General features: G+C 53.9%; 27 protein-coding genes, 1 tRNA gene and 2 riboswitches. Of the genes, 13 read left to right on the forward strand and 15 right to left on the reverse strand.

The window, feature by feature from the left end; all coding sequences use genetic code 11:
• Nucleotides 1-19 precede the first annotated feature (19 nt).
• The gene (locus EVJ22_RS00470; RefSeq protein ID WP_233589547.1) at nt 20-1,474 is read right to left on the reverse strand and encodes a S8 family peptidase; all 1,455 of its coding nucleotides are present in this window, start codon (nt 1,472-1,474) and stop codon (nt 20-22) included.
• 106 nt (nt 1,475-1,580) lie between these two features.
• Nucleotides 1,581-1,988 carry a hypothetical protein gene (locus tag EVJ22_RS00475; protein ID WP_070327208.1) on the reverse strand — a complete coding sequence of 136 codons (408 nt, stop codon included), beginning with the start codon at nt 1,986-1,988 and terminating at the stop codon, nt 1,581-1,583.
• Nucleotides 1,989-2,157: 169 nt separating this feature from the next.
• On the opposite strand from EVJ22_RS00475, the gene EVJ22_RS00480 reads away from it, so the two are divergent.
• The 5 genes from EVJ22_RS00480 (at nt 2,158) to EVJ22_RS00500 (ending at nt 6,848) form a co-directional block, all read left to right on the forward strand.
• Nucleotides 2,158-3,048, forward strand: a complete 891-nt coding sequence (locus EVJ22_RS00480) for a hypothetical protein (RefSeq protein WP_071397575.1) — start codon at nt 2,158-2,160, stop codon at nt 3,046-3,048.
• Nucleotides 3,049-3,127: 79 nt separating this feature from the next.
• Nucleotides 3,128-3,793 carry a response regulator transcription factor gene (locus EVJ22_RS00485; protein ID WP_071397576.1) on the forward strand — a complete coding sequence of 222 codons (666 nt, stop codon included), beginning with the start codon at nt 3,128-3,130 and terminating at the stop codon, nt 3,791-3,793.
• Complete coding sequence (locus tag EVJ22_RS00490; RefSeq protein ID WP_071397577.1) at nt 3,790-5,145, forward strand: sensor histidine kinase; 1,356 nt, start codon at nt 3,790-3,792, stop codon at nt 5,143-5,145. The genes EVJ22_RS00485 and EVJ22_RS00490 overlap by 4 nt, the downstream gene beginning before the upstream one ends.
• 66 nt (nt 5,146-5,211) lie before the next feature.
• Nucleotides 5,212-6,216 (forward strand): ABC transporter permease, encoded by a 1,005-nt coding sequence (locus tag EVJ22_RS00495; RefSeq protein WP_071397578.1) that lies wholly within the window; start codon nt 5,212-5,214, stop codon nt 6,214-6,216.
• A complete protein-coding gene (locus tag EVJ22_RS00500; RefSeq protein ID WP_071397579.1) occupies nt 6,213-6,848 on the forward strand; it encodes an ABC transporter ATP-binding protein in 636 nt (211 codons plus the stop codon). The genes EVJ22_RS00495 and EVJ22_RS00500 overlap by 4 nt, the downstream gene beginning before the upstream one ends.
• A gap of 166 nt (nt 6,849-7,014) precedes the next feature.
• Here EVJ22_RS00500 and EVJ22_RS00505 read toward each other — a convergent pair whose 3' ends face one another.
• The gene (locus EVJ22_RS00505; RefSeq protein ID WP_071397580.1) at nt 7,015-7,434 is read right to left on the reverse strand and encodes a hypothetical protein; all 420 of its coding nucleotides are present in this window, start codon (nt 7,432-7,434) and stop codon (nt 7,015-7,017) included.
• Nucleotides 7,435-7,603: 169 nt separating this feature from the next.
• Here EVJ22_RS00505 and EVJ22_RS00510 point away from each other — a divergent pair, with 169 nt between their 5' ends.
• Nucleotides 7,604-8,482 (forward strand): alpha/beta hydrolase, encoded by an 879-nt coding sequence (locus EVJ22_RS00510; RefSeq protein WP_071397581.1) that lies wholly within the window; start codon nt 7,604-7,606, stop codon nt 8,480-8,482.
• Here the strand turns inward: EVJ22_RS00510 and EVJ22_RS00515 are convergent.
• On the reverse strand, nt 8,460-9,158 hold the full coding sequence (locus tag EVJ22_RS00515) for a CPBP family intramembrane glutamic endopeptidase (protein WP_131442869.1): 699 nt from the start codon (nt 9,156-9,158) through the stop codon (nt 8,460-8,462). The two genes, EVJ22_RS00510 and EVJ22_RS00515, sit on opposite strands and share 23 nt — an antisense overlap.
• Before the next feature lie 87 nt (nt 9,159-9,245).
• Between EVJ22_RS00515 and EVJ22_RS00520 the strand changes: the two genes are divergently transcribed.
• Nucleotides 9,246-9,929 (forward strand): lysozyme family protein, encoded by a 684-nt coding sequence (locus tag EVJ22_RS00520; protein ID WP_233589586.1) that lies wholly within the window; start codon nt 9,246-9,248, stop codon nt 9,927-9,929.
• Between the two features lie 33 nt (nt 9,930-9,962).
• Nucleotides 9,963-10,550 (forward strand): DUF1643 domain-containing protein, encoded by a 588-nt coding sequence (locus EVJ22_RS00525; protein ID WP_071397583.1) that lies wholly within the window; start codon nt 9,963-9,965, stop codon nt 10,548-10,550.
• A 13-nt stretch (nt 10,551-10,563) separates the two neighbouring features.
• Here the strand turns inward: EVJ22_RS00525 and EVJ22_RS00530 are convergent, their stop codons facing one another.
• The 9 genes from EVJ22_RS00530 to EVJ22_RS00575 form a co-directional block, all read right to left on the reverse strand.
• Nucleotides 10,564-11,301 (reverse strand): energy-coupling factor transporter transmembrane component T family protein, encoded by a 738-nt coding sequence (locus EVJ22_RS00530; protein ID WP_071397586.1) that lies wholly within the window; start codon nt 11,299-11,301, stop codon nt 10,564-10,566.
• Nucleotides 11,301-12,629, reverse strand: a complete 1,329-nt coding sequence (locus tag EVJ22_RS00535; RefSeq protein WP_158625484.1) for an ABC transporter ATP-binding protein — start codon at nt 12,627-12,629, stop codon at nt 11,301-11,303. Before EVJ22_RS00535 ends, EVJ22_RS00530 begins: the two co-directional genes overlap by 1 nt.
• Nucleotides 12,622-13,197 carry an ECF transporter S component gene (locus EVJ22_RS00540; RefSeq protein WP_131442873.1) on the reverse strand — a complete coding sequence of 192 codons (576 nt, stop codon included), beginning with the start codon at nt 13,195-13,197 and terminating at the stop codon, nt 12,622-12,624. The genes EVJ22_RS00535 and EVJ22_RS00540 overlap by 8 nt, the downstream gene beginning before the upstream one ends.
• A complete protein-coding gene (locus EVJ22_RS00545) occupies nt 13,190-13,783 on the reverse strand; it encodes a YkoF family thiamine/hydroxymethylpyrimidine-binding protein (protein WP_131442875.1) in 594 nt (197 codons plus the stop codon). Before EVJ22_RS00545 ends, EVJ22_RS00540 begins: the two co-directional genes overlap by 8 nt.
• Before the next feature lie 79 nt (nt 13,784-13,862).
• A riboswitch (TPP riboswitch) is annotated at nt 13,863-13,963 on the reverse strand.
• Between the two features lie 65 nt (nt 13,964-14,028).
• Nucleotides 14,029-15,222, reverse strand: a complete 1,194-nt coding sequence (locus EVJ22_RS00550; RefSeq protein WP_131442877.1) for a GTP-binding protein — start codon at nt 15,220-15,222, stop codon at nt 14,029-14,031.
• A 309-nt stretch (nt 15,223-15,531) separates the two neighbouring features.
• A complete protein-coding gene (locus tag EVJ22_RS00560) occupies nt 15,532-15,798 on the reverse strand; it encodes a hypothetical protein (RefSeq protein ID WP_016509018.1) in 267 nt (88 codons plus the stop codon).
• 12 nt (nt 15,799-15,810) lie between these two features.
• The gene (locus EVJ22_RS00565; RefSeq protein WP_070327194.1) at nt 15,811-16,692 is read right to left on the reverse strand and encodes an SMP-30/gluconolactonase/LRE family protein; all 882 of its coding nucleotides are present in this window, start codon (nt 16,690-16,692) and stop codon (nt 15,811-15,813) included.
• A gap of 163 nt (nt 16,693-16,855) precedes the next feature.
• A complete protein-coding gene (gene rlmN / locus EVJ22_RS00570; RefSeq protein ID WP_016509033.1) occupies nt 16,856-17,917 on the reverse strand; it encodes a dual-specificity RNA methyltransferase RlmN in 1,062 nt (353 codons plus the stop codon).
• Between the two features lie 92 nt (nt 17,918-18,009).
• Nucleotides 18,010-19,419 (reverse strand): amidase family protein, encoded by a 1,410-nt coding sequence (locus EVJ22_RS00575; RefSeq protein WP_131442881.1) that lies wholly within the window; start codon nt 19,417-19,419, stop codon nt 18,010-18,012.
• A gap of 120 nt (nt 19,420-19,539) precedes the next feature.
• Between EVJ22_RS00575 and EVJ22_RS15525 the strand changes: the two genes are divergently transcribed.
• The gene (locus EVJ22_RS15525) at nt 19,540-19,701 is read left to right on the forward strand and encodes a hypothetical protein (RefSeq protein WP_173647367.1); all 162 of its coding nucleotides are present in this window, start codon (nt 19,540-19,542) and stop codon (nt 19,699-19,701) included.
• Between the two features lie 44 nt (nt 19,702-19,745).
• A riboswitch (SAM riboswitch) is annotated at nt 19,746-19,845 on the forward strand.
• Between the two features lie 62 nt (nt 19,846-19,907).
• Nucleotides 19,908-20,426, forward strand: a complete 519-nt coding sequence (gene msrA, locus EVJ22_RS00580) for a peptide-methionine (S)-S-oxide reductase MsrA (RefSeq protein ID WP_131442883.1) — start codon at nt 19,908-19,910, stop codon at nt 20,424-20,426.
• Nucleotides 20,427-20,456: 30 nt separating this feature from the next.
• On the opposite strand, the gene EVJ22_RS00585 is transcribed toward msrA, so the two are convergent.
• Nucleotides 20,457-21,320 (reverse strand): GRP family sugar transporter, encoded by an 864-nt coding sequence (locus EVJ22_RS00585; protein ID WP_071397596.1) that lies wholly within the window; start codon nt 21,318-21,320, stop codon nt 20,457-20,459.
• Between the two features lie 144 nt (nt 21,321-21,464).
• Between EVJ22_RS00585 and EVJ22_RS00590 the strand changes: the two genes are divergently transcribed.
• The 3 genes from EVJ22_RS00590 (at nt 21,465) to EVJ22_RS00600 (ending at nt 22,619) form a co-directional block, all read left to right on the forward strand.
• Nucleotides 21,465-21,537 (forward strand) — tRNA-Ala (locus EVJ22_RS00590).
• A 115-nt stretch (nt 21,538-21,652) separates the two neighbouring features.
• Entirely contained in the window at nt 21,653-21,985 is a 333-nt protein-coding gene (locus EVJ22_RS00595) for a four-helix bundle copper-binding protein (RefSeq protein WP_071397597.1), read from the forward strand.
• Between the two features lie 67 nt (nt 21,986-22,052).
• Nucleotides 22,053-22,619 (forward strand): 3'-5' exonuclease, encoded by a 567-nt coding sequence (locus tag EVJ22_RS00600; RefSeq protein ID WP_071397598.1) that lies wholly within the window; start codon nt 22,053-22,055, stop codon nt 22,617-22,619.
• A 27-nt stretch (nt 22,620-22,646) separates the two neighbouring features.
• Here the strand turns inward: EVJ22_RS00600 and EVJ22_RS00605 are convergent, their stop codons facing one another.
• Entirely contained in the window at nt 22,647-23,708 is a 1,062-nt protein-coding gene (locus EVJ22_RS00605) for a bifunctional glycosyltransferase family 2/GtrA family protein (protein ID WP_071397599.1), read from the reverse strand.
• Nucleotides 23,709-23,732: the final 24 nt, after the last annotated feature.

Raw genomic sequence — 23,732 nt, forward strand, 5'->3', positions numbered from 1 at the left:
CGGAGATGCGGGCGTTTTTTTATGTTGCTTCCGTCGTGTCCGTTGTTTCTTCGACGACAGGTAATGCCGGGGCATACTTCGTCGAGACGACTTTTTCCGAGATGTCGGTCGGTTTCAAGAGAACGGTAAGGCCTTCAGTGGTACTTTTACGAACCGGAAACGTTCCTGGTACATGCAGTGCCTCATAGACGACTTGATTGTCTTTATCGAGCACGGTGACGGTCCCTTTGCGCGTCGTCGTCAGTTCGAACGTCTGCGCATCAGCCACTTTGATCGCCACGGACGGTTTGACCGGGTTCACATACTTGAACGAACGGCTCGTCGAACGTTTAAATTTCCCGTCCGTCACGACCGCGGTCAGACGGTACTGCCCGCTCGGGAGCCAGTCCCCACCGGCGAACATGGTAAACGCCGGATTTTTTGCGGTCAGCGTCTTCACTTTGCGCGTTCCCTGATAGAGATAATAAGACGTCTTCAAGTTCGGTTTGTTCGAAAGCGCCAACTTCGCCTCCGTCACATAACGATTCCGCAACGTCGCTGGTGACGTGATCGTGATCGGACGCGGCGTCGCGTCAAGCAACCGCTTCGTATTCAGTTCGGTGTACGTCTTCCCGCTGACGCGAGGCATTTTTTGAAGCAGTCCCTCGATCTCAGCCGGTGTCAAAAACGGATTGACCGACTTGACGAGCGCAAGCCCAGACGAGACCATCGGCGCCGCCATCGATGTCCCATCCATGTAGATAAAACTGTTCTTGACGCCGAGCGATAAAATGTTCACGCCCGGTGCGACGATTTTCACTTGGCTATCCATGTTGCTGAACGAGGCGACACGGCGATTCGCATCGACCGCTCCGACGGCGATGACTTCTTTCATATTGGCGGGGAAAGAAGTCTTCGCGCCGTCATTTCCAGACGAGGCGACGATGACGACACCTTTCGCCCGGGCCCGGCGGATCGAGTCGGCGAGCACTTTATCATAATCCTGTCCCCCGAGTGACAAATTGATGATGTTCGCACCTTTGGCAACGGCCGTGTCGACGGCTTTGGCGACCGTCCACGAATCCGTGAACTCTGAGTTCTTCCCGTAGAAGACGTTATAGAAATGATAGCGGACGTTCGGTGCGAGACCGGCCATCCCAAATTTATTGTGCAGCCCCGACATGATTCCGGCCGTGTGCGTGCCGTGGTAGTCGACACTGTATGGCCCTTTAATCGAATTGACGACTCGTGGTACGTTATAGAGCTCTTTATGGCTCCGGTCTGCAGATGAATCGATCAAGGCGACAACAATGTCTGATGCCCCACGGGTCGTGTTCCACGCTAAATCAGTACCGGTCTGCTTGATGTAATATTGGTTCCCGACCCGCGGCTCTGTCACAACGTACCCATGCTTCTCTAACAACACCGGCTTAGACGCCCCGGCAGTCGAAGGCACGAGTAACGTCAAAGCCGTCAGTAGAAGAATTTTTTTCATCGCCTTACGCTCCATTCCAAACTTCCTAAGATTTACCCATTATCTCAAATTTCACGACGGATTTCCCTTTTTTCTTAAAAAAAGGTTGTGACATTTTTCTGACGGTTTACCAGTAGTCCGGCTCATCAGGATGTTCCATCTCAAAATCGATAATTTTACCGATCGTCAAGTACGTATAATACCGGGCCAACTCCGTCCGGTAAGGGTCCGGTGTAAAACCATCTAAATCTTCACCGAGCGGCGAACCGTCAATCGTTTCAAACTGTTGACAGAAGAATGACTCCGTCTCTTTATTCCAGACGATATTGTCACCGATATAGCCACTTCCAAAGCGGATATAGTCGATGATCGAAGGGACGATCACTTCAGCCGGGAGCCTTTCACTCATCCGTCCGACCAATTCATAGCGATCCCGGTCCACATAATCGGCTTGTTCAAGCGACGTACATTTCAACACTTCTTTATTGATCTCGATCAACACGACATAATCCCCAGACTCAATCGACAGCTTCATCTCTTCACCTCATCTCAATCTCCACTGATCCGTCTATGTTAACAACTATTCGGAATAAAATGCCGAAATCCTGTATACCTGTACAAATTTTCCAACGGCTCGATTCGCACAACATGATGAAATCTGTTTTTGTTATACTAAAGATATGAATCAAGAGAGGAAGTGCACCATGGCCAAACGCCCTTTGACCCCTCGTGAAAGCGAATTGATCGCTACCGCCCTGTTTGTCGTCGGTAGCGTCCCGTACGCCGGACATATCGACCGACTCGAGTCGCTGACGCTTCGCGACATCGCAGACGACTACTTGTCCGGAAAACGTCCTGCCGCGGACGCCGTCGAGGCGCTCGACCAGTACATTTTCGTACGCCGCCATCGCTTTAAAAATGTTACGCCTCATAACCTATGGACGCTCGACGACCGGACCGAGCAGGAAGCGCTCCGTTACATCGTCAGACGTCCGGAATTGAAGAAAGGTGAGACGTTAAACAAGCAAAACTCGCCGTTCACGATCGGACAAGATGTCGAATTCAAGGTCGACAAACAACTCGACCGCGGGCAATTCCGCATCTATATCGGTAAATTGAACGGGTACACGATCAAAGCCCAGTCGAAAGAAAAAGACAAACTTAAATCCGTCAAAGGCTGGATCACTCATCTCGACCGCAAAGACCGGCTCGTTTTCGTCAATATTTCCGAGTTCGGGCGCGAACCGATTGACGCCGACATGTCGGTCCAGTTCGAGGCGATGAGCGCGGGACTGCTCGGCTGGTTTGATACGGCGACCCTGCCGACCGAAGACGAAGCGAAGACGGCCAAACAAATGATCGCCACGCTACAACGACGCGACCAGCCGTATTGGTTCACACTGACCCAAGCGTTGAACCATCCTCGACCGGAACATGTGAAACGCTGGAATACGGTCGTCAACTTGCTCGTCAAAGCAAGCGCTGGTGACGCGGCCGCCGTCGAGACTCTCGAAGTCAAAGAAGACAAATACTTTAAAGACGCCTTTTTACGGGCGCTGCGATCACTTCACGCCGAATTGACGAAAGCGACGTGACCGTATTTGGACAGGTGGCTTCGGATTACCCGAGGCCACCTGTTTTCACCGTGGTCGCCATATGGAAAGGAAGAGGGATATGCACGTATTGATCGTAGAAGACGACCCGGCCATCTTGCGCCTCATTGAGGGGACGCTGCGGCAGGCCGGGCATCACGTGTCGGTCGCCATGGACGGACACGTGGCTGAGCAATTATTTTTATCGAACCCGGCCGACGCCGCTGTCATTGACATCATGTTGCCCGGGATGGACGGGCGACAGTTGTGTCATCGTTTGAAGGAACTCGTGGACATCCCCGTCATTTTGCTGACGGCGCTCGGGGAATGGGAAGACAAACGGAGCGGGTTCGAGCATGGCGCCGATGACTACATGACAAAACCGTTCATTCCGGAAGAACTATTATTCCGGCTTCAAGCCGTGGCCAAACGGTATGAAAAAGTCGCCGCCTCATTGATCAAGGCCGGGCCGCTCACGTTAAATCTCCGGGAATATCGCCTCACCTTCAATCAAGAGACGATTCACCTGCCAAAACGTGAATTTGAGCTATTGTATCAGCTCGCGGCCTTTCCGGGACGCGTGTTCAGTCGCGACGAGCTGATCGAGAACGTATGGGGGTTAGAGTTTGACGGTGACGACCGGACGATCGATGTCCACATCAAACGGCTCCGCAGCCGCCTCCCCGATGAGACGGTCATAATCCGAACTGTCCGGGGCATCGGCTACACGCTCGAGGTGAGGCCATGAGATCGCTCTATTCGAGAATCGTCGTGACCGTGTTCATGATTTTACTCTTGTCGGGTGCCATCGCCCTGCTCGTCAGTAACGTCGCCTACTACACGTGGTGGCAGCCATCGTATAGTGCGAAGACTGAACAGATGGCAAGTTCCGCGCGCGGCTACTTTGACAATCATACCGATCAGGACGAGACCGCATTTTATTCGTTGCTCGCTCAAAGCGGCTACCAACTGTTCGTCGTCAAACCTGACGATCGCATCATGCGTTACGGTGGAGCGTTCCGGGACGAGACGATCGATGACGAAACGATCGATGCGGTCCGCTCGGGCATCGCCTATGAAGGGATGCGCGATTACCCGTTCCACTTGTTTTTGCTCGGTCTGTTCGATAACGAGGTGATCAATACGTACGGCTTCAACGTCGCAGGGGCTGACGGGGATGATGCCGTCTTCCTGCGTCCGGACTTGAGTGCCCAAATTCGTGAGCTTCATCTGTTCGTCGGACTATTTTTCGCCGTTCTGACCGCTTCGGCTTTCATTTTGATCGCCTTGGCGACCACGCTGCTCGTCCGGCCGCTTAAAATCCTCACGGCTGCGACGAGCTCTGTCGCCTCCGGAGAGCGCCCGAGTTCGCTCCCGCTCAATCGTCATGATGAGATCGGTACGCTCGCACGTCGTTTCGCCCTCATGGTCGATTCACTCGAAAAGTCAGAAGGTGAACGGCGACGGTTCGTCTCGAACGTATCGCACGAATTCCAATCACCGCTCACTTCGCTCTCGGGCTACGCGAGTATTCTGGCCGATCAGTCGACAGGCGAGGCGAAAGAATATGCGACGATCATCCGGAATGAGACGGAACGTCTGTCAGGGTTGACCAAACAGCTGTTGATGCTCGCCCGTCTAGATGAGGCCAACGTGTCTCTCCAGACCGAGGTCGCGATTGGCCGCTCCATCGAAGACGTGATTCGCATGCACGCGTTCGAACTCGATCAAAAAGGAGTCGCTGTCACGACGGATCTCGATGCGTCGCTCGTCGTCACGGGCGACCCCGTCTTGTTGTCGCAAGTTTGGTCCAACTTGTTGTCCAATGCGATTCATGCCTCACATGAGGGCGGGATGATCACGATTCGGGCCTATAAGGAGATACGTCCGACCGTCTCGATTCAAGACGAAGGTGTCGGCATGGACGATGTGACAAAGGCTCGCTTGTTCGAACGCTTCTATAAAGCCGATCTGTCACGGACGAGTCGCGGCACCGGACTCGGGCTCGCGATCTCGAATGACATCGTCCGCTTGCACGGCGGGGAGCTCCTCGTCACTTCAGAGCTCGGGCGTGGCAGCGTCTTTATCGTTCGCTTCTAGGTTTGTTCATATTCCGTTCATGTTCGTCAGCTATGCTTCCTTCATCGACATGAAGGAGGTTTTTTTATGGAGTTAGGACTGAAAGAAATGTGGCGTCAAAAACGGAGGTTCTCGCTCATTTTTGTGATCACGCTGCTCATCGTCTTGTTGACGACGCTGATCACCGGACTCGCCGATGGGCTCGCTTATGATAACGGTGCGACCGTACGTGAACTTGATACAGACACGTTTCACTTGTCCGCTGACGCGGAAGGTCAATTGACGCGATCGTTCATCGAACAAGCGCCAACGGACAGTTTGACACCCCTTGCAGTCAAACCGCTCACGTTCGTGAACGAGACGAAAGTCGATGCGACCGTTTTCGCCTTGCCGGCCAATTCGTCGATTGGACCGTCACTCGACCTCGCCGTCGGGGAAGTGCTCGTCGACCCGAGTTTTCTTGAGACATTTGTCGTTGGAGATACGGTCGAAGATTTCACGAGTGGGTATCGCTTCACAATCGCCGGCGTGACGGATGGACGGTTCAGCCACGCCCCGGTCGTCTGGACGACGATGGAGACATGGGCCGCCTATCAACAGGCGGCCGGTGGTCCGACTTACGTGTCTGCTTTACTTGGAGAAGGCGACACGTCCCTCTCCGCGTACACGAAACAAGAAATCATCGAGTCCGTTCCTGGCTATTCGGCCGAACAAGGCACGTTCGATATGATGCGCGGTTTTCTATTAGTAATCGGCGCATTCATCTTGACAGCATTCTTCTATATGGTGACGCTACAAAAGTTGCCAGAGCTCGGGATTTTAAAAGCAATCGGCATTCGGACACGTTCGATCGGCACAGCGCTCGTCAGCCAAGTGTTCGTCACCGTCGTCTTCGCGAGCGGCGTCGCGTCACTGATCACATGGCTGTCGACACGTATCGTCCCAGAAGCGATTCCATTTCAATTTGAGCTTGCGAACGTGATGCTCTTTAGCGCACTCTTCGTCCTCATCTCGCTCCTTGGGACGATCTTGCCACTACAAACACTACGCCGGCTCGACGCAGCTGACGCCTTAGGAGGTCGAATGACATGAAACTGACTGGCATTTACCACGCATATGAACAACCGATTTTGTCTGGGATCGACTTGACCGTCTCTCCTGGTGAGTGCATCGGGATCGTCGGACCGAGCGGTAGCGGGAAGAGTACGCTCCTGCAAATTCTCGGGCTATTGAAACAGCCGGATGCCGGAACACTCTATCTCGATACGGTCGATGTATTTACACTCAACGAAGAAGCGAGACGGAAGTTACGCCTCAATGAGATCGGGTTCGTCTTTCAAGACGCCCACCTCATCCCGTATTTGACGGTCATTGAACAACTTGCACTCATTCAGGCGGAAAGTGACACAGACGGCGACGCGAAACAGCTGTTGACAGATTTCGGACTCGGCCATCGATTGAACGAGTTGCCGAGTCGTCTCTCAGGCGGCGAACGGCAACGGGTCGCTGTGGCCCGCGCGCTCATCAACGACCCAAAGCTCCTGTTGGCTGATGAACCGACAGCAAGTCTCGATTATACGAACGGCCGCCTCGTTATGGAGCGGCTCGCCGAAGCGGCGCATAAGCGGAACAAGCGAGTGATCGTCATCACCCACGATGAGCGCATGCTTGATGTGTGCGACCGGGTGCTCCGTCTACGAGACGGTCAGCTCGAAACGCTCTAACATGCGCGCACACTACCGGCTTAATCGGGGGCGCTAGCATGGGGACACCCCGCTTCTGATCGGGGAGACCGAAGAACTTTAACTGATTATGAGAAGAGGAGCGCCGACCCGGAAGGGATGACGCTCCTCTTCTTTCAGTATCGATGACAGCGTGTTGAAGTTTTCATCAACCGACCCGATGCCTTTCCGGATGACGGATGAGATCGAGATGATAGGACAACCAGGCGCTGAACGTGATGTGAACGGATAACGTACGCATCACATCGATGTCAATCCGTCGAATCTTCAGGAGCCTCTCTTCGATATGATGTGAGACGAGGAAGACGTCGGATAACGCCAGAAGCGCCCGCATCGCCTCATCTGGTTTGACGCCCGCGGTTACCGCGAGCGTATGTAGCGACAGATGAATGCTGCGAGTTGTCCCGGTCAAGTAACATTCGATCAACGCATCGAGTACAGGCGACAAATGTGTGGTCTCGTGCGTCCCCCGGTGATAGATGCTGATCCCCTCTTCGGTCACGTAATCCGTCCGCCCCATTAAACAAGCTTGAATCATCCGATACATCGCTTTACGCGTCACGTTCATCCGCCTCCTTCATTTCTGCCGTCAGCATAATGTCAAACGACTCACGGGGCAAATACCCTTGTTCACACTTCTATAGACAATTCGGTCACATATGCTCGGACATTAGTAACTCGAACGTGAACGAAACGATTCGTTTCGGGTACAATAATGAAGAAGGGAGCGGTTTTATATGCAGAAAAAATGGAAGTACGGTCTCGCGACTTTGTTCACCGGCTATTACGCCGTCAGTTATTACGCGTTCAAGCGGATGACTCGTGGAAAACGTAAGACGCCCGAGATGCTCTTAGCACCCTATACGAAAGAAGATCAATCCTTTTATCACGACGTGCCGTTCGAGCACGTCTCCCTCCGTTCTCGTGACGGCTACCGTCTGTATGGACGGGTCTATCGGAACAACAATCATAAAAAATGGATTGTTTTCGTCCACGGTTATACGGCCTCACACAGCTTTATGGCACCGCACTTGGCGATGTTCCACCGGCTCGGCTATAACTTGCTTGCGGTCGACTTGCGCTCACACGGAGAGTCGGAAGGGGTGTACGCCTCGTACGGATACCACGAGAAACATGACATCGTCGACTGGGTCGAGTGGTTACGTGACCATGAGACGGTCGATCAAGTCGGGCTTCACGGCGTATCGATGGGCGCCGCGACGATTCTTCAGGCCGGACCGCTCACTGATGTGGATTTTTTGATCGCCGAGTGCCCGTTTGATGACTTGAGGCAACTCATGCGTCACCAATTGAACGTGCTACATCGCTTACCGGGTGACTTGTTGTTGCCAGGCATCAATTACTTCTTGTGGAGTCGGGCCCGGTTCACGATGCGGCAAGTCCGACCGAAAGTAGCGCTCGCATCAATCACTGCACCAGTGTTGTTCATCCATGGCACGAAAGACGACTTTGTCCCGACCTGGATGTCCGTCGAGATGAACGCACTCAACCGCCAGAACGCGCTCGCACTCATTCACGGCGCCGAGCATACGAATTGTATCTTAAAAGACCAACCTGCCTACGAGAACGCTGTCAGTCAGTTTTTGCGTCGGTGACGTGAATCGGCCCGGCAATCAAGTCGAGCAACGTATGGATGATGATCAACGGCCACAACATTCCCATCGCCAAATATAAATAGCCGAACAAGAAACCGACAAGGCCCGTCGTGACAACCCCTTTCGGACCCTGGTACGCATGGGCCAGACCGAACAGCCCACCCCCGATGATGGCGAGCGTCGCATCCGGGACGTCCGTGTATAAAGAAATCGTATACAGGAGGACGCCACGGAATATGAACTCTTCGGTCGCCCCGGCCGTGAACGATACTGCGCCCCACGCCCTCGCTTCGTCGGTCGTGCGCGGAAGGAGCAACCGTTCAATCTCAAGCCCGTAAAACGGCCGAAGCTTTGTCCGTAACGCAGCCGACGTCTTGACGAGCAGATAGAACGCGATGAGACCTGAGATGACTATGGTCGAAAAGAAGAAATACTGCCAGGCGCGCCCGTCCCCATCCGGCGGCGCGAACCCGAGACCGACCGCTTCCGGCGGGACTTGGAACAAGAAGACGAGCGCTAGTAAGAGCAGGCTCAGCCCCCATGCCGACTTGATCGTCTCTTCATAGACACGGGTTCTCCCGAGCGCCTCGATCATCGGCTTCACGAGCCGGGCGTTGAATAGTTGTACGATCAATAAATACGCAAGAATAATCGTAAAGACGACCTGTTCAAGCATCTATATCCTCTCCTGTCCTTCCTGTTAGCTATATGCTACACTATTCGGGTATTGTCTAGAAAGCTAGGAGGCGGAATCTTGAAACGAATGATGCTGCGACTGACCGGCGTAATGCTTGTGATCGTGCTGTGCCTCGGCGCAATCGGCTGGTTTGGTCAACATGATAAAGTGAACAACGCCCTCTACCGGGCCTACTACGGTGACCACGGTATCCCGGCGGTCCACCAAGACGTCTACAAGGAAGCCGCGGCCACCTATGACGTCGATTGGCGGCTACTCGCCGCCGTCCACCGCGTCGAGACGATCTTCTCGCACAGTTCATCGATGCGCTCTTCGGTCGGCGCGATCGGACCGTTCCAATTCATGCCGCGGACGTGGCTCGGTTGGCAGTACGATACCGACGACCAAAAAGGTGATGTCCCGGAAGACGAAGTCGATCTGACGGATTTAACACTGATTGAGCAATATGGCGGCTTAGGCAGAGACGGGGATGATGACGGCAAGGCCGATCCTCACAGTTTGGTCGACTCGGCCCATGCCGCCGCTTACTATTTGAGCGAGCACGGCGGGCAGACAAATGATTCAGTCGAATCGATTCAAAACGCCATCTTTGAATATAACCGGAGTGACCAGTACGTGTCAGACGTCATGTCCTTTTATGAACAGTACCAGGACGAACTGTCTTTACTGCCTGGTGACGCGACGACGACAACGCAGCAGGTCGCCCGGTATACGATCCGGTATCTCGATTGGTTCGCAGGCTGGGCATGACCCGGCACTACTTGGTTAAAGTGAGGAAACAACATGAACACGCATATCGAGGAAGTGACGATTCGAGTCAAATCGATATTTAACGAAGGCAAGACAAAGCGTTACATGCGAACGTATGAATTCACCGATGTCGTCGATGGGGTGATCTGTGCCGTCATCATCTATTCTCCACGGATGAGCGATGCATTTTTATCTGGTACGACGACTCAACGCGCCTACATGCTCATGCGGAACCATTTGGACAAACCGATCCGCGAGATGCGCGTCATCAGTCTCGTCCCGACGCTCGCCATCAATGACAACCTACCCTACGTCGAGTCTCAACTCGACGAAGTGAACTTTCATTACGTGGAAGAGACGCTCGACGAGGTCGAGACGAGCGGCGGCATGATCATCGTCGGTTGGGGTTCGCCTGGGCGCCTCATGCACCATTCCACGCTGTACAAGACGTTATTCGCCGAGCACGAGGCGAGTATGTATTGTATCGGTACGACGTCAAAAGGCGAACCGCAACAAATTCGCATGGCCAATGAAAATACGGTACTCGAAGCGTTCAATAACGAATCGATCAAACCGAAATTTAAGATCTTGAAAGAGACAAAACAGGACGACTCGAAATGAGTCGTCCTGTTTTTTATCGCACGCCGATCCATACACTTACTCCGAACAGCGTGAACAAGAGTGACGCCAACAGAAAATCGTTTCGCGTGACCGGAATCACCTCGTACGTAGAACGATGTTCACCCGTAAATCCCCGAGCCTCCATCGAGAACGCGATCCGCTCGGCTTGACGGATAGCGCCGGCAAGAAGCGGGATTAGGAGTTTCGGGATGTGTCGCACGTGATCGATCCGGGTGTCGAGGCGCACGCCACGTAAGGCATGCGTTTCATAGAGCTGCATCAGTTCGATCTTTAAAATCGGGAAAAAGCGAAAGCCGACGAAGACGCTATAGGCGATGTTAGGGGACAATCTCGCCTGCTGCATCAGACTGTAGACGAACCGCTTCGGGTCCGTCGTCAGCGTGAACAGAAGCGACAGGACCGTGAAGGCGAGGACCCGAAGCGAAAGTGTCGCCGCCAACAACACGTTCTCCTCGGTGACATCATTGCCGAAGAGCGAGAACACGACTTGCCCGCTCGCCTCTCTGCCGAAGACGAGCGTCGTCCAAAGCGTCCCGAGCGCGGTCAGTAAAAATGGGATCATGAACAGTCCCCATCGCTTCCAGCTCACGTCGGAAAAGATGAATTGGAGGACGAGTGTGCCGAAGAAGACGACGAGCGGAGTCCACGGGTTGTACATGAAGGCGAGACCGAACATGAGACACGTCACGGTCAAGAACTTGATTGTCGGGTTCATCTCGTGAAACGTCATCAGAACGCCTCCGTCAACAGTCCGTGGGCCCGCAATAAGTCCGAGTCGTCCCAAATCGACGCATCGTACGGCCCACTCAAGTTCCCGTCACCCATCAAATAATACGTGCTCGCGGCACGGGCGAAACTGAGATCGTGCGTTACGAACAAGACCGTCTGCCCCGCACAGACTCGTTCAGCCATCAATGCATGGAGCGCTCGAAGTGATGCCTCGTCTTGACCGGCCGTCGGTTCATCAAACGCGAGCAGTTGTTTACCCGACAGAAGCATCACCCCGATGGCGAGTCTCCGTTTTTGACCGTGACTGAGTGAGAGTGGATGGGCGTCACGCAGACGTTCAAGCCCGAGGCGTGCCAACATGTCCTCGATTGAACGGTTATGTCCATACGCTAGTTCCCGCGACACGTCACTCGTCACAAACAAATGCGCCGGGGATTGCGGGACGAGCCCGACTTCACGGTGATGCCGCGCCAGGCTTTTTAGCCACGTCGATTTGCCGCTGCCGTTCCGACCGAGGATGGCGATCACATCCCCCGGGGCCACTGCGATTTTGCTCGCTGCAAGTTGAAACTTTTTGTGATTCACTTTCGGTATCTGAAATAATGTGTTTGTGCCCCGTGTCGTTTCAATCGGCGTAAATGTATAATCCGGTTGAACGACGAACGATCCATCGCCTGCGATCCTTCCGTTCACGAGTTCCAGGTGCCGGTCAAAGAAGTCGCCCCACATGTACGGACGATGCTCGATGACGACGATATTGACGTTCCGTGCGGACTTATCGAGCCAGCGAACGAACCGACGTGCCGTCGCCGGGTCGAGGTGTGAGAGCGGCTCGTCGAGTAAGAGCCATTCCGGACATCCGATCAAGGCACAGGCAACGGCGATCTGTTGCTTCTCGCCCCCTGATAAATCATGGATGGTGCGGTGGCGATAATCGGACAAGTGTAACTCGTGCAAAATCGCTGAGACACGGTCCATCATCTCGCTTCGGGCGACCGAAAAGTTTTCGAGCGTGAAAATCAATTCTTCTTCGACCGTCTGCATGACGAACTGGCTGTCCGGGTCTTGAAACACCGTCCCGACGCGGCGATTCACCTCACCAGGCCGATACGTGGCATAGGACCGACCGAATAGATGCAATCGCCCCGTCACAACCCCATCACAGTTGTCCGGGTAGAGCCGATTGAACAAGGCGAACAAAGTCGACTTCCCCGACCCGCTCGCCCCGGTGATGAGCGTCCTGCCGTCCTTAAGACGAAGTGTGATATCCGTCAATACGTCGCGTCCTTCCCCCGGGAAACGAAACGCCAGACGCTCGGTCTCAACCATGTGCCTTCCTCTGCCGGGTGACGGCATATCCTTCTAGCGCACCCGTTCGAAGCAACAAGTCGCTCAAAATCTTCCCGCCGATCCCTGCGATGAGCGTCCCGCTCGTCGCCCGTAGTGCGAACATCAAAGCCACGTACGTCGGACTGAGCGCGCTGAGACCTCCCATGACGTACGTATATGCGAAACTCGTCACTGCCGCACCGAATCCGGCGAGCATGAGCACCCACAAGTCATACCGCTTATACCCGGTTAGTGCGAACGCCGCTTCGGCGCCGAGTCCTTGAATGATGCCGACGAGGATGATGCGCGGACCGATCGCATTGCCGATCATCATCTCGATCGACGCTGCGAGCACTTCCGACAAAAAGGCGGCGCCTGGCTTTCGAATGATGTAGGCGGTAATAATCGAGACGATGAACCAAATCCCAAAAATCCATTCATAGGCGATCGGCCCGATCAAGCCGGCCCACAAGTTCCCCACATGGACGAACGCCAAATAGACGACGGCAAAGACGACCGATAAAATCGACAACAAGACGATTTCTTTCAACTTCCATGAGTTAAGCATCGATGCGTCCCTCGTGTGACGGACTGTTCACACTGAACGTGACCGTCATGACGACGTGGCTCGACTTCTCGCGGACACGGTTGAACGTCGCCTCATAAAACGCGAACACCGGCTCGATATCTCCGTGGATCCCTGATGCATAGTGCATCGTGTCATTAAAGACGCCCCGTGCTTTCGCGAAATCGACCTCTTCATAGATGATGTCCATGTAATCGTCATCACCGAGCGGGTAGAGTGCGAACTGTGATGAAACGTATTGGGCAGCCGCTCGCCCGTTCACCGGCTCACTCGAAACGTCGAGCAGATTGTCCCCGACCGTGTCGCCCGGACAGCCGGCCGAGAACGTCCCGCTCATCGACACATGCGCCCCTGTTCTTGTGGCGTGTGACAAGACTGCTTTCGCGACGTCAAACACGTGCTCGGCCCGACCGCGAATCACGGTCGACACATCGTCCGTGTGCCTCCAGACGTTGCTTAAATCAGTTTCTTTGAGTGCTCCTTTGATGACCGGTATGAACTCTGACGTCATCGGGCTTAGCGTAAAGCGGAACCCGACGATCGGGCTCGTTCCACATTGTTGATTCATGATGATTCCCCCCTTATTTGGTTACACAAAAAAGCCGCATCCATGAGAATGCGGCCACTTATCCAATCATCAATTCATCAGAAAAAGTGCCACACTTCCTCACGCCAGTATTACCTGGATCGAGTTATAAGGGATTGGAGCCATGCTCACATCTCAGCCGAAGCACCCCTAGTGTAGTCCAATGTATGCGGTTGTTCATGCAAGCAAAAGTATAGCCGTTCGATTCTGAATTGTAAACGGTTAAATCATGAAAACGTCGCGATTCCGTTTCCTGGAAGCGTATCCCGTAACGTTGTCCAGTCTGACGCCATTTCTTCGTCTGACAGTAGACAGGCGTCAAGTTCGAGCTCGACGCGCACTCGGTCCATTCGGTGACCGATCAAGACGAGCTCCGTCTGGCGGTCGCCGTACGGCTCGATGTAATCGGCCTCAAGCTCTGGTTCGGCGGCGAACATCTGCTTTCGTTCCGCGTCAGGAAGCGTCGCGAGCCAACGCCCGGCATGTTCGAGCGTCGACGCGTACCCCGCTTGGGAGAACAGGCACGCGATGTCGTTCCGTGAGGCGATCCATAAAAAACCTTTGGCCCGGACGACTTCTTCCGGGAACTGTTCGATCCACGCATGTAAACGCTCCGGGTGGAACGGACGGCGGCGGCGATAGACGAACGAACTGATGCCGTACTCTTCGGTTTCAGGGGTATGGTCGTCTGTCTCGAGCTCTTGGATCCATCCGGCGGCATGCATTGCCTGGTCGAAGTCGAACAAGTTCACGTCTAACAGGTCGGACAACGGCACGTTGCCGTAAGTACTTGTCAGAAGTCGCGCCGCCGGGTTTAACGCGCGCAACAGACTTTCGATCTCGTGCAGTTCCGGTTCCGTGACCCGGTCCGCCTTGTTGAGGACGATGATGTCGGCAAACTCGACTTGATCGACGAGCAAGTCGACGACTTCCCGGACATCACCCGTGTCGACAGCCTGTTTCCGTTCATGCAGTGATTCGCCCGAGTTGAAGTCTTTTAAAAATCGATACGCGTCGACGACCGTCACCATCGCGTCAACATACACACGGCTCGTCAAGTCGATACCCAAGGCGTCATCCGCATATGTAAACGTCTGCGCGACCGGGATCGGCTCCGAGATGCCTGACGACTCGATGATGATGCCGTCGAGCTGTCGGTCGTTCGCAATCTCGCTGACCGCCTCGAGTAAATCTTCTCGCAACGTGCAGCAGATGCAGCCGTTAGACAGCTCCACCAACTTCTCGTCCGTCCGTGAAAAACCTGCCCCGTCAATCAATCGCTCATCGATGTTCAGCTCGCTCATGTCGTTGACGATGACGGCATATTTTTTACCATCCCGATTGTTCAACATATGATTGAGCAACGTCGTCTTGCCACTTCCTAAATATCCGGACAAGACTGTGATCGGAATTCGTTTCATGATGTATACCACCTTTAAATCGTAATCATTACTTTTTAGATAATGAACGGGATTACGTCCGTTGTCAACAAAAAAAACACGCTCAAAAGGAGCGTGTTCAGCTTGTTGACTAACATCAATAGAATCGCTCGTTCAATGGCGCCCATGCTTTCCGCAGGGAATCCCGGAGCCGCATCGCGACTCGCGTCGCTGCTCGGTCTCCGTTGGGTTGCTTTCCTGCAGGAGTCGGGGCGCCATCTAGCGGCCATTTGTCTTTTTCTGAGGCCTCGACGGCCGAAGAAAAAGCTCTGGATATGTTCTTCGTACCGGTTATTCTTCTAATGCTTTCCGTTCCGCCTCGGAGCGAGGATACGTGTTCGCCTGCCACTCGGCCCGGTAAATCGAATCGAGTTGCGTCAATCCGACCTCGTCATCATCCTTATCGGCATCCACACTCGGCGTCTCGTCCCACTTTGGTTCAAGATACGTATGGTCTTCTTTCCGGGCCCGGTCGTCCAATATCTTTTGAATCCCGACCCGAGCCACCGCCGCTAGTGCCAATCCGATTCCCGCTCGCACGAGCAATCGCTTCACCATAGCCGTCCCTCCTTAACGTCCAAACCGATAAAGTGGCATCCCTTTCACGTCCGTATCGATCTTGAAGACCGAACCCGCATCCGGATGAGCGGCGAGCGCCTCGTCGTCCATGCCTTCGCGCGCCGTCGTGATCGCCAATTGTTTTAAGTCATCCCCGATAAAACTACACGACGTGACGTTCGGCGCCGGGACGATGACTTCAAGCACTTTTTCACCCGTCTCCGGATTCCACCGCGTGACGCGCCCGCCTGCAAAGTGGGCAATCCATAAAAAGCCGTCTTCATCCGACGTCATGCCGTCCGGGAACCCGTCCTCATTCTTGAAATCAATGACGACCTCACCTTCCCCGAGCGTGCCCGTTTTCAAATCGAACGGGAACTTGCGAACCGTCTCGGTCGGCGTATCGATATGGTAAAACGACGTATGGTCAGGTGACCACGTCAACCCGTTCGATAACGTCAATCCGCTCAACATGACCTCGGTCGTGCCGTCGCGGTTCAAGCGGAACAACGTCGCCTGCTCAGACTCGTCTTTTAAGTGGAGCGTCCCGGCGAAGACACGACCGTACGGGTCGGCTTTCCCATCGTTGAAGCGAAGGACACCCTCCGGGTCATCAAGTTCGACGAGTTTATCGAGTTGTTTCGACGTTTCATCCCACTCATAGATACCATCCTTCAATCCGACGATCACGCCGTCGGTCACTTTAGGGACGACAAACCCGACCTGCTGTCCCATATCAAACGAAGATAATTCATCTTCTTTCTCATCGTACCACCAGAGCGCGTGCCCTTCGATATCGACCCAGTAGAACCGCTTCAGTTCAGCGTCCCAGCAAGGCCCTTCCCCGAGCGTGTTTCTGACTCGAATCCATAACGTAGCGTTTACTGTCTCCATTGAATTGCCTCCACTCTCTGCTTTGATATCAAAAGACTATTCCCTGAGGGGGTAAGGACTATTCATCATTCACAAAAATGTTTAAAGATATTTCTCGTCTGACGCATTATACGCCCGGGCACGATAAAAACGCTCCGAATCGAAACCGATCCGGAGCGCTCGTTTATTTGGCGCCTTCGACGTTCATTTGTTTACTGCGTAATTGGCCGCACGCCGCATCGATATCGGTCCCGTGCTCGAGACGCACGCCCGTATTGATGCCCCGTTTTTTCAAGACGTCGTAAAACGCCATGATGTCCTCGGTCGTACTCCGTTCGTACTGGATGTGCTCGTTGACCGGGTTGTATGGGATCAAATTGACGTAAGACTTGTCTTTGATGTCATCGATCAACGCCGCGAGTTCTTCGGCATGTTCTGGCAAGTCGTTCACTTTCGAGAGCAAGATGTACTCGAACGTGATCCGTTTATTCGTCTTCTCAACGTAGTAGCGGATTGCCGGCATCAGTTTATCGAGCGGGAACGCCCGGTTGATCTTCATGATTCTCGTCCGCAGCGCATCGTTCGGCGCGTGCAGAGAGAGGGCCAAGTTGATGCGCAGGTCAAGGTCAGCGAACTTGTAGATCTTGTCGGCGAGCCCACTCGTCGAGACGTTGATTTTACGAGGAGCGATCGCGAGACCGCGCTCGTCTTTGACGACACGGAGGAAGTCGACCAAGTTATCAAAGTTATCGAACGGCTCCCCGATTCCCATGACGACGATGTGGCTGACGCGGTCATCTTCACCGACCTCGTCTAAATAGTGTTGAACGGTCATGATCTGTTCGACGACCTCGCCCGCCGTCAAGTCGCGTGTTTTTTTCAAGAGGCCGCTCGCACAGAAACTACAGCCGATGTTGCACCCGACTTGTGTCGTCACACAGACGGAACGTCCATACTTATGGCGCATGAGCACCGTTTCGATATAATGCCCGTCGTGCAGTTTAAGTAAGAATTTGACCGTGCCGTCACCCGCTTCTTGTTTGACGAACAGTTCTTGTGTCGTCAGCGCATAGTTCGCCTCAAGCTGTTCGCGAACTTCGGGACGAACCGCGATCTCGTCGAGCCGTCTGACACGGTCGATGTAAAGCGAGTCCCATATTTGTCTGGCGTGGTAGGCACTGTATCCCCAAGATACGCAAGCGTCCGACAGCTGATCAAATGTCAGCCCATATATAGATGATTTCATTGTAATCTGTCCTTTCTTCAATCCGCATACGTACCATTGTAGCGGACGTGAGCGACAGGTGCAACGTTCTTACATAGGCGGGATCGGACGCGTCACGTGGCGTTCGAACGCGTAGGCGGGATCGGACGCGTCACGTGGCGTTCGAACGCGTAGGCGATACGGATGAGGTCTCGTTCCGCATAGCTCGTACCCGTGAATGACAGCCCGAAAGGTGCCCCGCTCTGTTTGAGCTTGTATGGGATCGTGACCGTCGGGTGCCCTGCCTTCGCCGCCATATCGTAATTCAAGTCGTGTGGCAACGCCAGGGCGTGAAGCGTTTGTTCCATCAATAAACGATCGAGGCCGTCCGTTTTCGCGTGCCGGACGTCGGCTAAGCGTCGCTCGAGGTAGCTCGACTCGGTCAAACGCCCTGATAACTGATTCGCTTTCTCGAACGTAACTTGTCCGTGCGGGATCGTTTCCGGGTGAAGCTTGTTCCAGTCCATCAAGTCCTTGAGCGTTTCATACGGGAGCGCTGTCGTCGCCAAATACGCCTCGATCCCGAGCTTGAACTCATGGTAGAGGACGTCGCCTTGGTCAAGTCCGTCGTTTGACGGCAGGTCGACTTCGACGAGCTCGACCCCGCTCGCTTTGAGTAACGCCAGCGCCTCTTGATAGAGCGTCTGTTCTTCATCCGACAGTTCCGCCTTCACGAAACCGACGCGCATGCCGACGGCTTGACGTTCGTCGAGACACGTCCGGTACGGTGGACCGGCCGGTAGATGTGTCGTCGCCGGGTCCGAGTCGTCTTCCCCGCACATCGCTTCTAGTGCGAGCACCGCGTCGCGGAGCGTCCGCGCCATCGGACCGGCCGTATCTTGCGACCGCGAAATCGGGATGATCCCACTCCGGCTGATGAGCCCGACCGTCGGTTTGATGCCGACGATGCCGTTATGGACGCTCGGGTGGATGATCGACCCGCTCGTCTCGCTGCCGACAGCGAGCATCGTCAAGTTCGCAGCGACCGCTGACGCCGAACCCGAGCTCGAACCGCCGACGTCGAGATTGTCACCATACGGATTGAGCGTCTGGCCACCGACCCCGCTCCATCCGTTCGGCATGTCCTCCGTCAAAAAATTGGCCCATTCCGATAAGTTGGCTTTGCCGAGAATGACCGCCCCGTGCTCACGGAGGCGACGGACGAGTTCAGCGTCACGACCGGCAAAGTGATGCTCGAGCGCCACGGCGCCGGCAGTAGTCCTCATGAGTCCCGCCGTCTCGATGTTGTCCTTGAGTAAAACGGGAATACCGAGGAGTGGCAGCCGGTCTCCGCGTCGGTAGGCACGGTCAGCCGCCTCAGCCTCGAACAACGCGTCCGGGTTCACTTGGATGACCGCTTTCAGTTTATCGTTCAAGCTAGCGATCCGTGTCAAATAGTAGGCCGTCACGTCCCGGGCCGTGAACGTCCCTTCTTTATATCCGCGCTGTGCGGTCTCGATGTCTAGTTCAAATAAGTCTTGCATCCAATTCCCTCCTTATAGGCAATGTTATTCGGTATTCGCTTAATGCATCGAATCCCCTTCTTTTTATCGCCATTGGATGTGCAACTTGATACACTAGAAGAAACGTTATTGGAGGTAGCCATGTCCCGCTCTTACATCCTTGTTTTACTGTCCGTGTTCGCCCTGTTCTTTCTACAATTGTTTGGGGATGATTTGCCGTGGGCATTCCCTGCGTCCATCGCCCTCATTATCTTGATTGTTGGTGCCACGCTATTTCAACTTCGGCGCACACCAAATCGTTGACGTTTAAACGAGACAGATGATATGATGCTGTCACCAACTACATATCGATATCTTGAGTGAACGAGAGACCTGGCTCTACGACTTCACAGCAACCTGCTTCGGCAAGGTGCTACTTCCAGCAAGGCATCGCCTTGGACGATATGACAAAACGCTCATGTCGATGACATGGGCGCTTTTTTTGGAATGAACACAAGGGGGATTTTATTTTGGAAAAAGCTACATTCGCCGGCGGTTGTTTTTGGTGCATGGTGACACCGTTCGAGGAACAACCTGGAATCGAAGGCATCGTATCCGGTTATACCGGGGGACATGTCGACAACCCGACGTATGAACAAGTGAAAACCGGCACGAGCGGTCATTACGAGGTCGTCGAGATCACGTTCGATCCGGCTCAGTTCACATATGAGCGCTTGCTCGAACTGTATTGGATTCAGACGGACCCGACCGACGACGGCGGCCAGTTCCAAGACCGCGGGCAACAATATGCGCCAGCCATCTTCTATCATACGGAAGAACAACGCGTGAAAGCAGAACAGAGCCGCGACGCGCTCGCCGCGAGCGGAAAGTTCAAACAACCGATCGTGACGAAAATCTTACCGGCTGACGTCTTTTACCCGGCCGAAGACTATCATCAAGATTATCATAAAAAAAATCCGGCCCACTATAAAGCGGACCGGAAACAATCTGGCCGTGACGAGTTCATCGACCAGACGTGGACAAGCTGACAACGACGGGCCTCATGCCCGTCGTTTTTTTTAGCTCTTGGCAAGCCCTAACATGAATCCAGCGACCACGATCAGACCGATCCCCATGAAGACGAAGACGCGTTCTTTCGACGTCTTTTCTTCTTTTAACAAGTAAATGCCACCGAGTGTCGCGACGACGACGTTCAATTGGGACAGTGCGAACGACGTCGCGATGCCGACTTCTCCGCTTGAGACGAACAATCCGAAGTTCCCGATCCCCCAGGCAAGCCCGGCGAAGATGTTCTTGAACGTTTTCGGATCAAACTTTTTCACATCTTTTTCACGAAGACTGAACAAGAGCGCGGCGATGAACATCCCGAGTGACTGCGGTAGGATGGCGGTGATGCCATCCACTTCAAAGTAGTTGGTCAGGACAGCATACGTTACGTAACCGATGCTCGAAACGAGGAGCACGAGTAGCCCTTTTTTCAAAGCACTACTGCTGTCGGATTCTTTATGTTGTTGATATGACGTCATGACGGCCCCGATGATGATCAAGACGAGGGCCGAGAAGCCGAGCCATAGCTCGGTCGATGTCTTCCAGTCCCCAAGGACGATGACCCCGAACAGTGATGTCCCGACAAGCTGCATCCCTGTACTGATCGGCATCGCTTTCGAGACGCTTAAAATTTGGAACGACTGGAACTGAAGGTATTGTCCAAGCGCCCAGAACACACCTGATATGAAACCAGTCACGATCGCGAGCGTCGTGAACTCTGGCTTGAAGACGAGCGCGATGACAACCGCCATCACCATCGCGCCAATCGTCGTGCCGATTAATTGTTGAATCGGCTTGCCGCCGACAATAGATACGATAAGCGGGATACTCCCCCACATGAGTGCGGGCAGTAGCGCCAACAAAATCATCTCCATACGTTGCACCTGCTTTCTTAATATAACATCCTATCTATTTTTCCCAGCTCTAACGTCCATTAAACTTCAAAAAAATGATTTTCAAAGTTCTTTCGTTTTTCTTATTGCCAAATCATTTATTAGAATGATATAATAATTTCCAACGGGGCATTAGCTCAGCTGGGAGAGCGCCACGCTGGCAGCGTGGAGGTCAGCGGTTCGAGCCCGCTATGCTCCATTCCTTAAGTCGGTCCACTGATGTGGGCCGGCTTTTTTGTGTCCCCGCCTCGGTTTAAGTCGACACGAACCGGGTAATGATTGTAAGACATCATTTATCTTAAGGGGGACTTCCAATGAACCGAACCTCTGTCGAAGAGACGATTTTGGCCGTGATCGATTGTATCCGGGCGAGCAACCATTGCTTCTCGAAATGTTTACAAGAAGAAGACCTGCTGATGGTCTCGGAATGTATCCGGTTGACGAAAGAATGTGCCGAAGTCGCCACACTCACCTTGAACGCGCTCGAAACCGACTCGGCGTTCACAAGACCGATCGCGGCGCTCTGCGCGCAAGTGTGTGATACGTGTGCCGTCGAATGCGGGCGTCACTTGTACGACCATTGCCAACGTTGCTCTGAGGCTTGCTTGCGCTGCGCCGAGGCGTGTCGGCATCTCTCGGCCGCATGATCGCTTTACCGTCTAACCTTGTGTTAGACTTTTTTTGTACAGATTTTTAACGAAGAGAGGAACTTTTATGCCACATTCTATTCTAGCAATCGACGTCGAGACGGCCAATCGCGACAGTCGGAGCATCTGCTCTGTCGGTTGGAGTCTACTGACAGACGGTGAAGTCGTCGAGACGAACCAATTGCTCGTCAATCCTGAGGAAGACTTTGACCAAGGCAATATTCGCGTCCACGGAATTCGCCCAAGCGACGTCTGGGATGCCCCGACATTGCCCGAAGTGCTCGAACAGCTCTATCCGACATTGAACGCCGTCGACGTCGTCATAGCCCATAACGCCGCGTTTGACATGGGTGCGCTCCGTAAGGCGATCGCCAAGTACGACTTGTTCACTTTCCCGACGATTGAATACGGCTGCACCGTCAAGTTGTCCCGCAAGCTCTACCCGGGGCTACCGAACCATAAGTTGAATACGATGGCCGAGCATTTGAACGTCCCGTTCATCCACCACGATGCCGCCGAGGACGCCCGCGTCTGCGCCCTGCTCATACGCGACATGATGATCAAGACCGGGATCGCCGACGTGCGCGAGTTGCACCGCTACACGTCAGTCAAACTCGGAACGCTCGCTTATTGACGAAAGGCCCGACAGCTGTCGGGCCTTTTAGCGTTTGAAGATCCATCTTTTTTGGACGTAGTAACTCAATACGAACAATACACTGTCGACGGCGACCTTGAGGATGACCTCACCGTCCCGGAACAGCAGGAACAACACGTAGACGAGACTCGCCGACAGCGCCATCTGTACAGCGACCAGCCCAAAGTATTTCAACATCGAGCGCTTCGCTGTCGATTTGAAGACGACTTTCCGATTGACGTAATAGTTGAATAATGAGGACACGACACGCGCCAAAATCGTCGCCACGATGACATGGACTGTTTCGAACCATGGATTCAATAAGAAGATCAACAATGCGTAGACGCCGATGTCCATTAAGAATGAAGCGACTGATGATAAGGAATAGGCCAAAAACATGCGATAAATGAGAATCGAATCGATGACTGGACGAAAATGTGAGGACGCGTTCTCGTCAACGTATACCGTTTCGATCGGTGTTTGATGGATCGGTACTTGCAATCGTTTCGTGAACGTCAACATGTTCATCTCGAACTCATAGCGGTTGCCCGGAATATCGATCAGTTGCTTGACATAGCGGAGCGGAATCGCCCGCAGTCCGGTCTGTGTGTCGTTCAGACGGAGACCGCTGCCGAGCAACATGACAAATCTCGTCATTTGATTGCCGAACCGGCTCCGGAACGGAATCGCAGGCGACGAGAAATCACGACAGCCCATGATCAGATGATGCGGCCACTTCACCCCTTCATCGTACAGGTTACGGACGTCCGCCGGCAGATGTTGTCCGTCCGCATCGACGGTGATCACGCCGGTCGTCTCAGGGTACGCATCGACGATGTGGCGGAGCCCGGTCTTTAGCGCTGCGCCTTTGCCGGCATTTTGTTCATGCTCGAGCACAGTCGAAACTTCCGGCTTTACGTCATCGAACACGGCACGGCACGTATCGGCACTGCCGTCGTTCACGACGATGACATGGACGAACCCTTTGTCCTTCAACTCCCGGACCAGCGTGACGAGCGCCTGATCAGGGTTATAGGCCGGTATTAATACGACATAGTCGTCTAAACGTTCCACGGCATGCACTTGCATCGTCACCCCTCCTTCCCTCCTCTT

It is taken from the genome of Exiguobacterium sp. SH0S7 (assembly GCF_004337195.1).
In the GTDB taxonomy this organism is placed as follows: domain Bacteria; phylum Bacillota; class Bacilli; order Exiguobacteriales; family Exiguobacteriaceae; genus Exiguobacterium; species Exiguobacterium aurantiacum_A.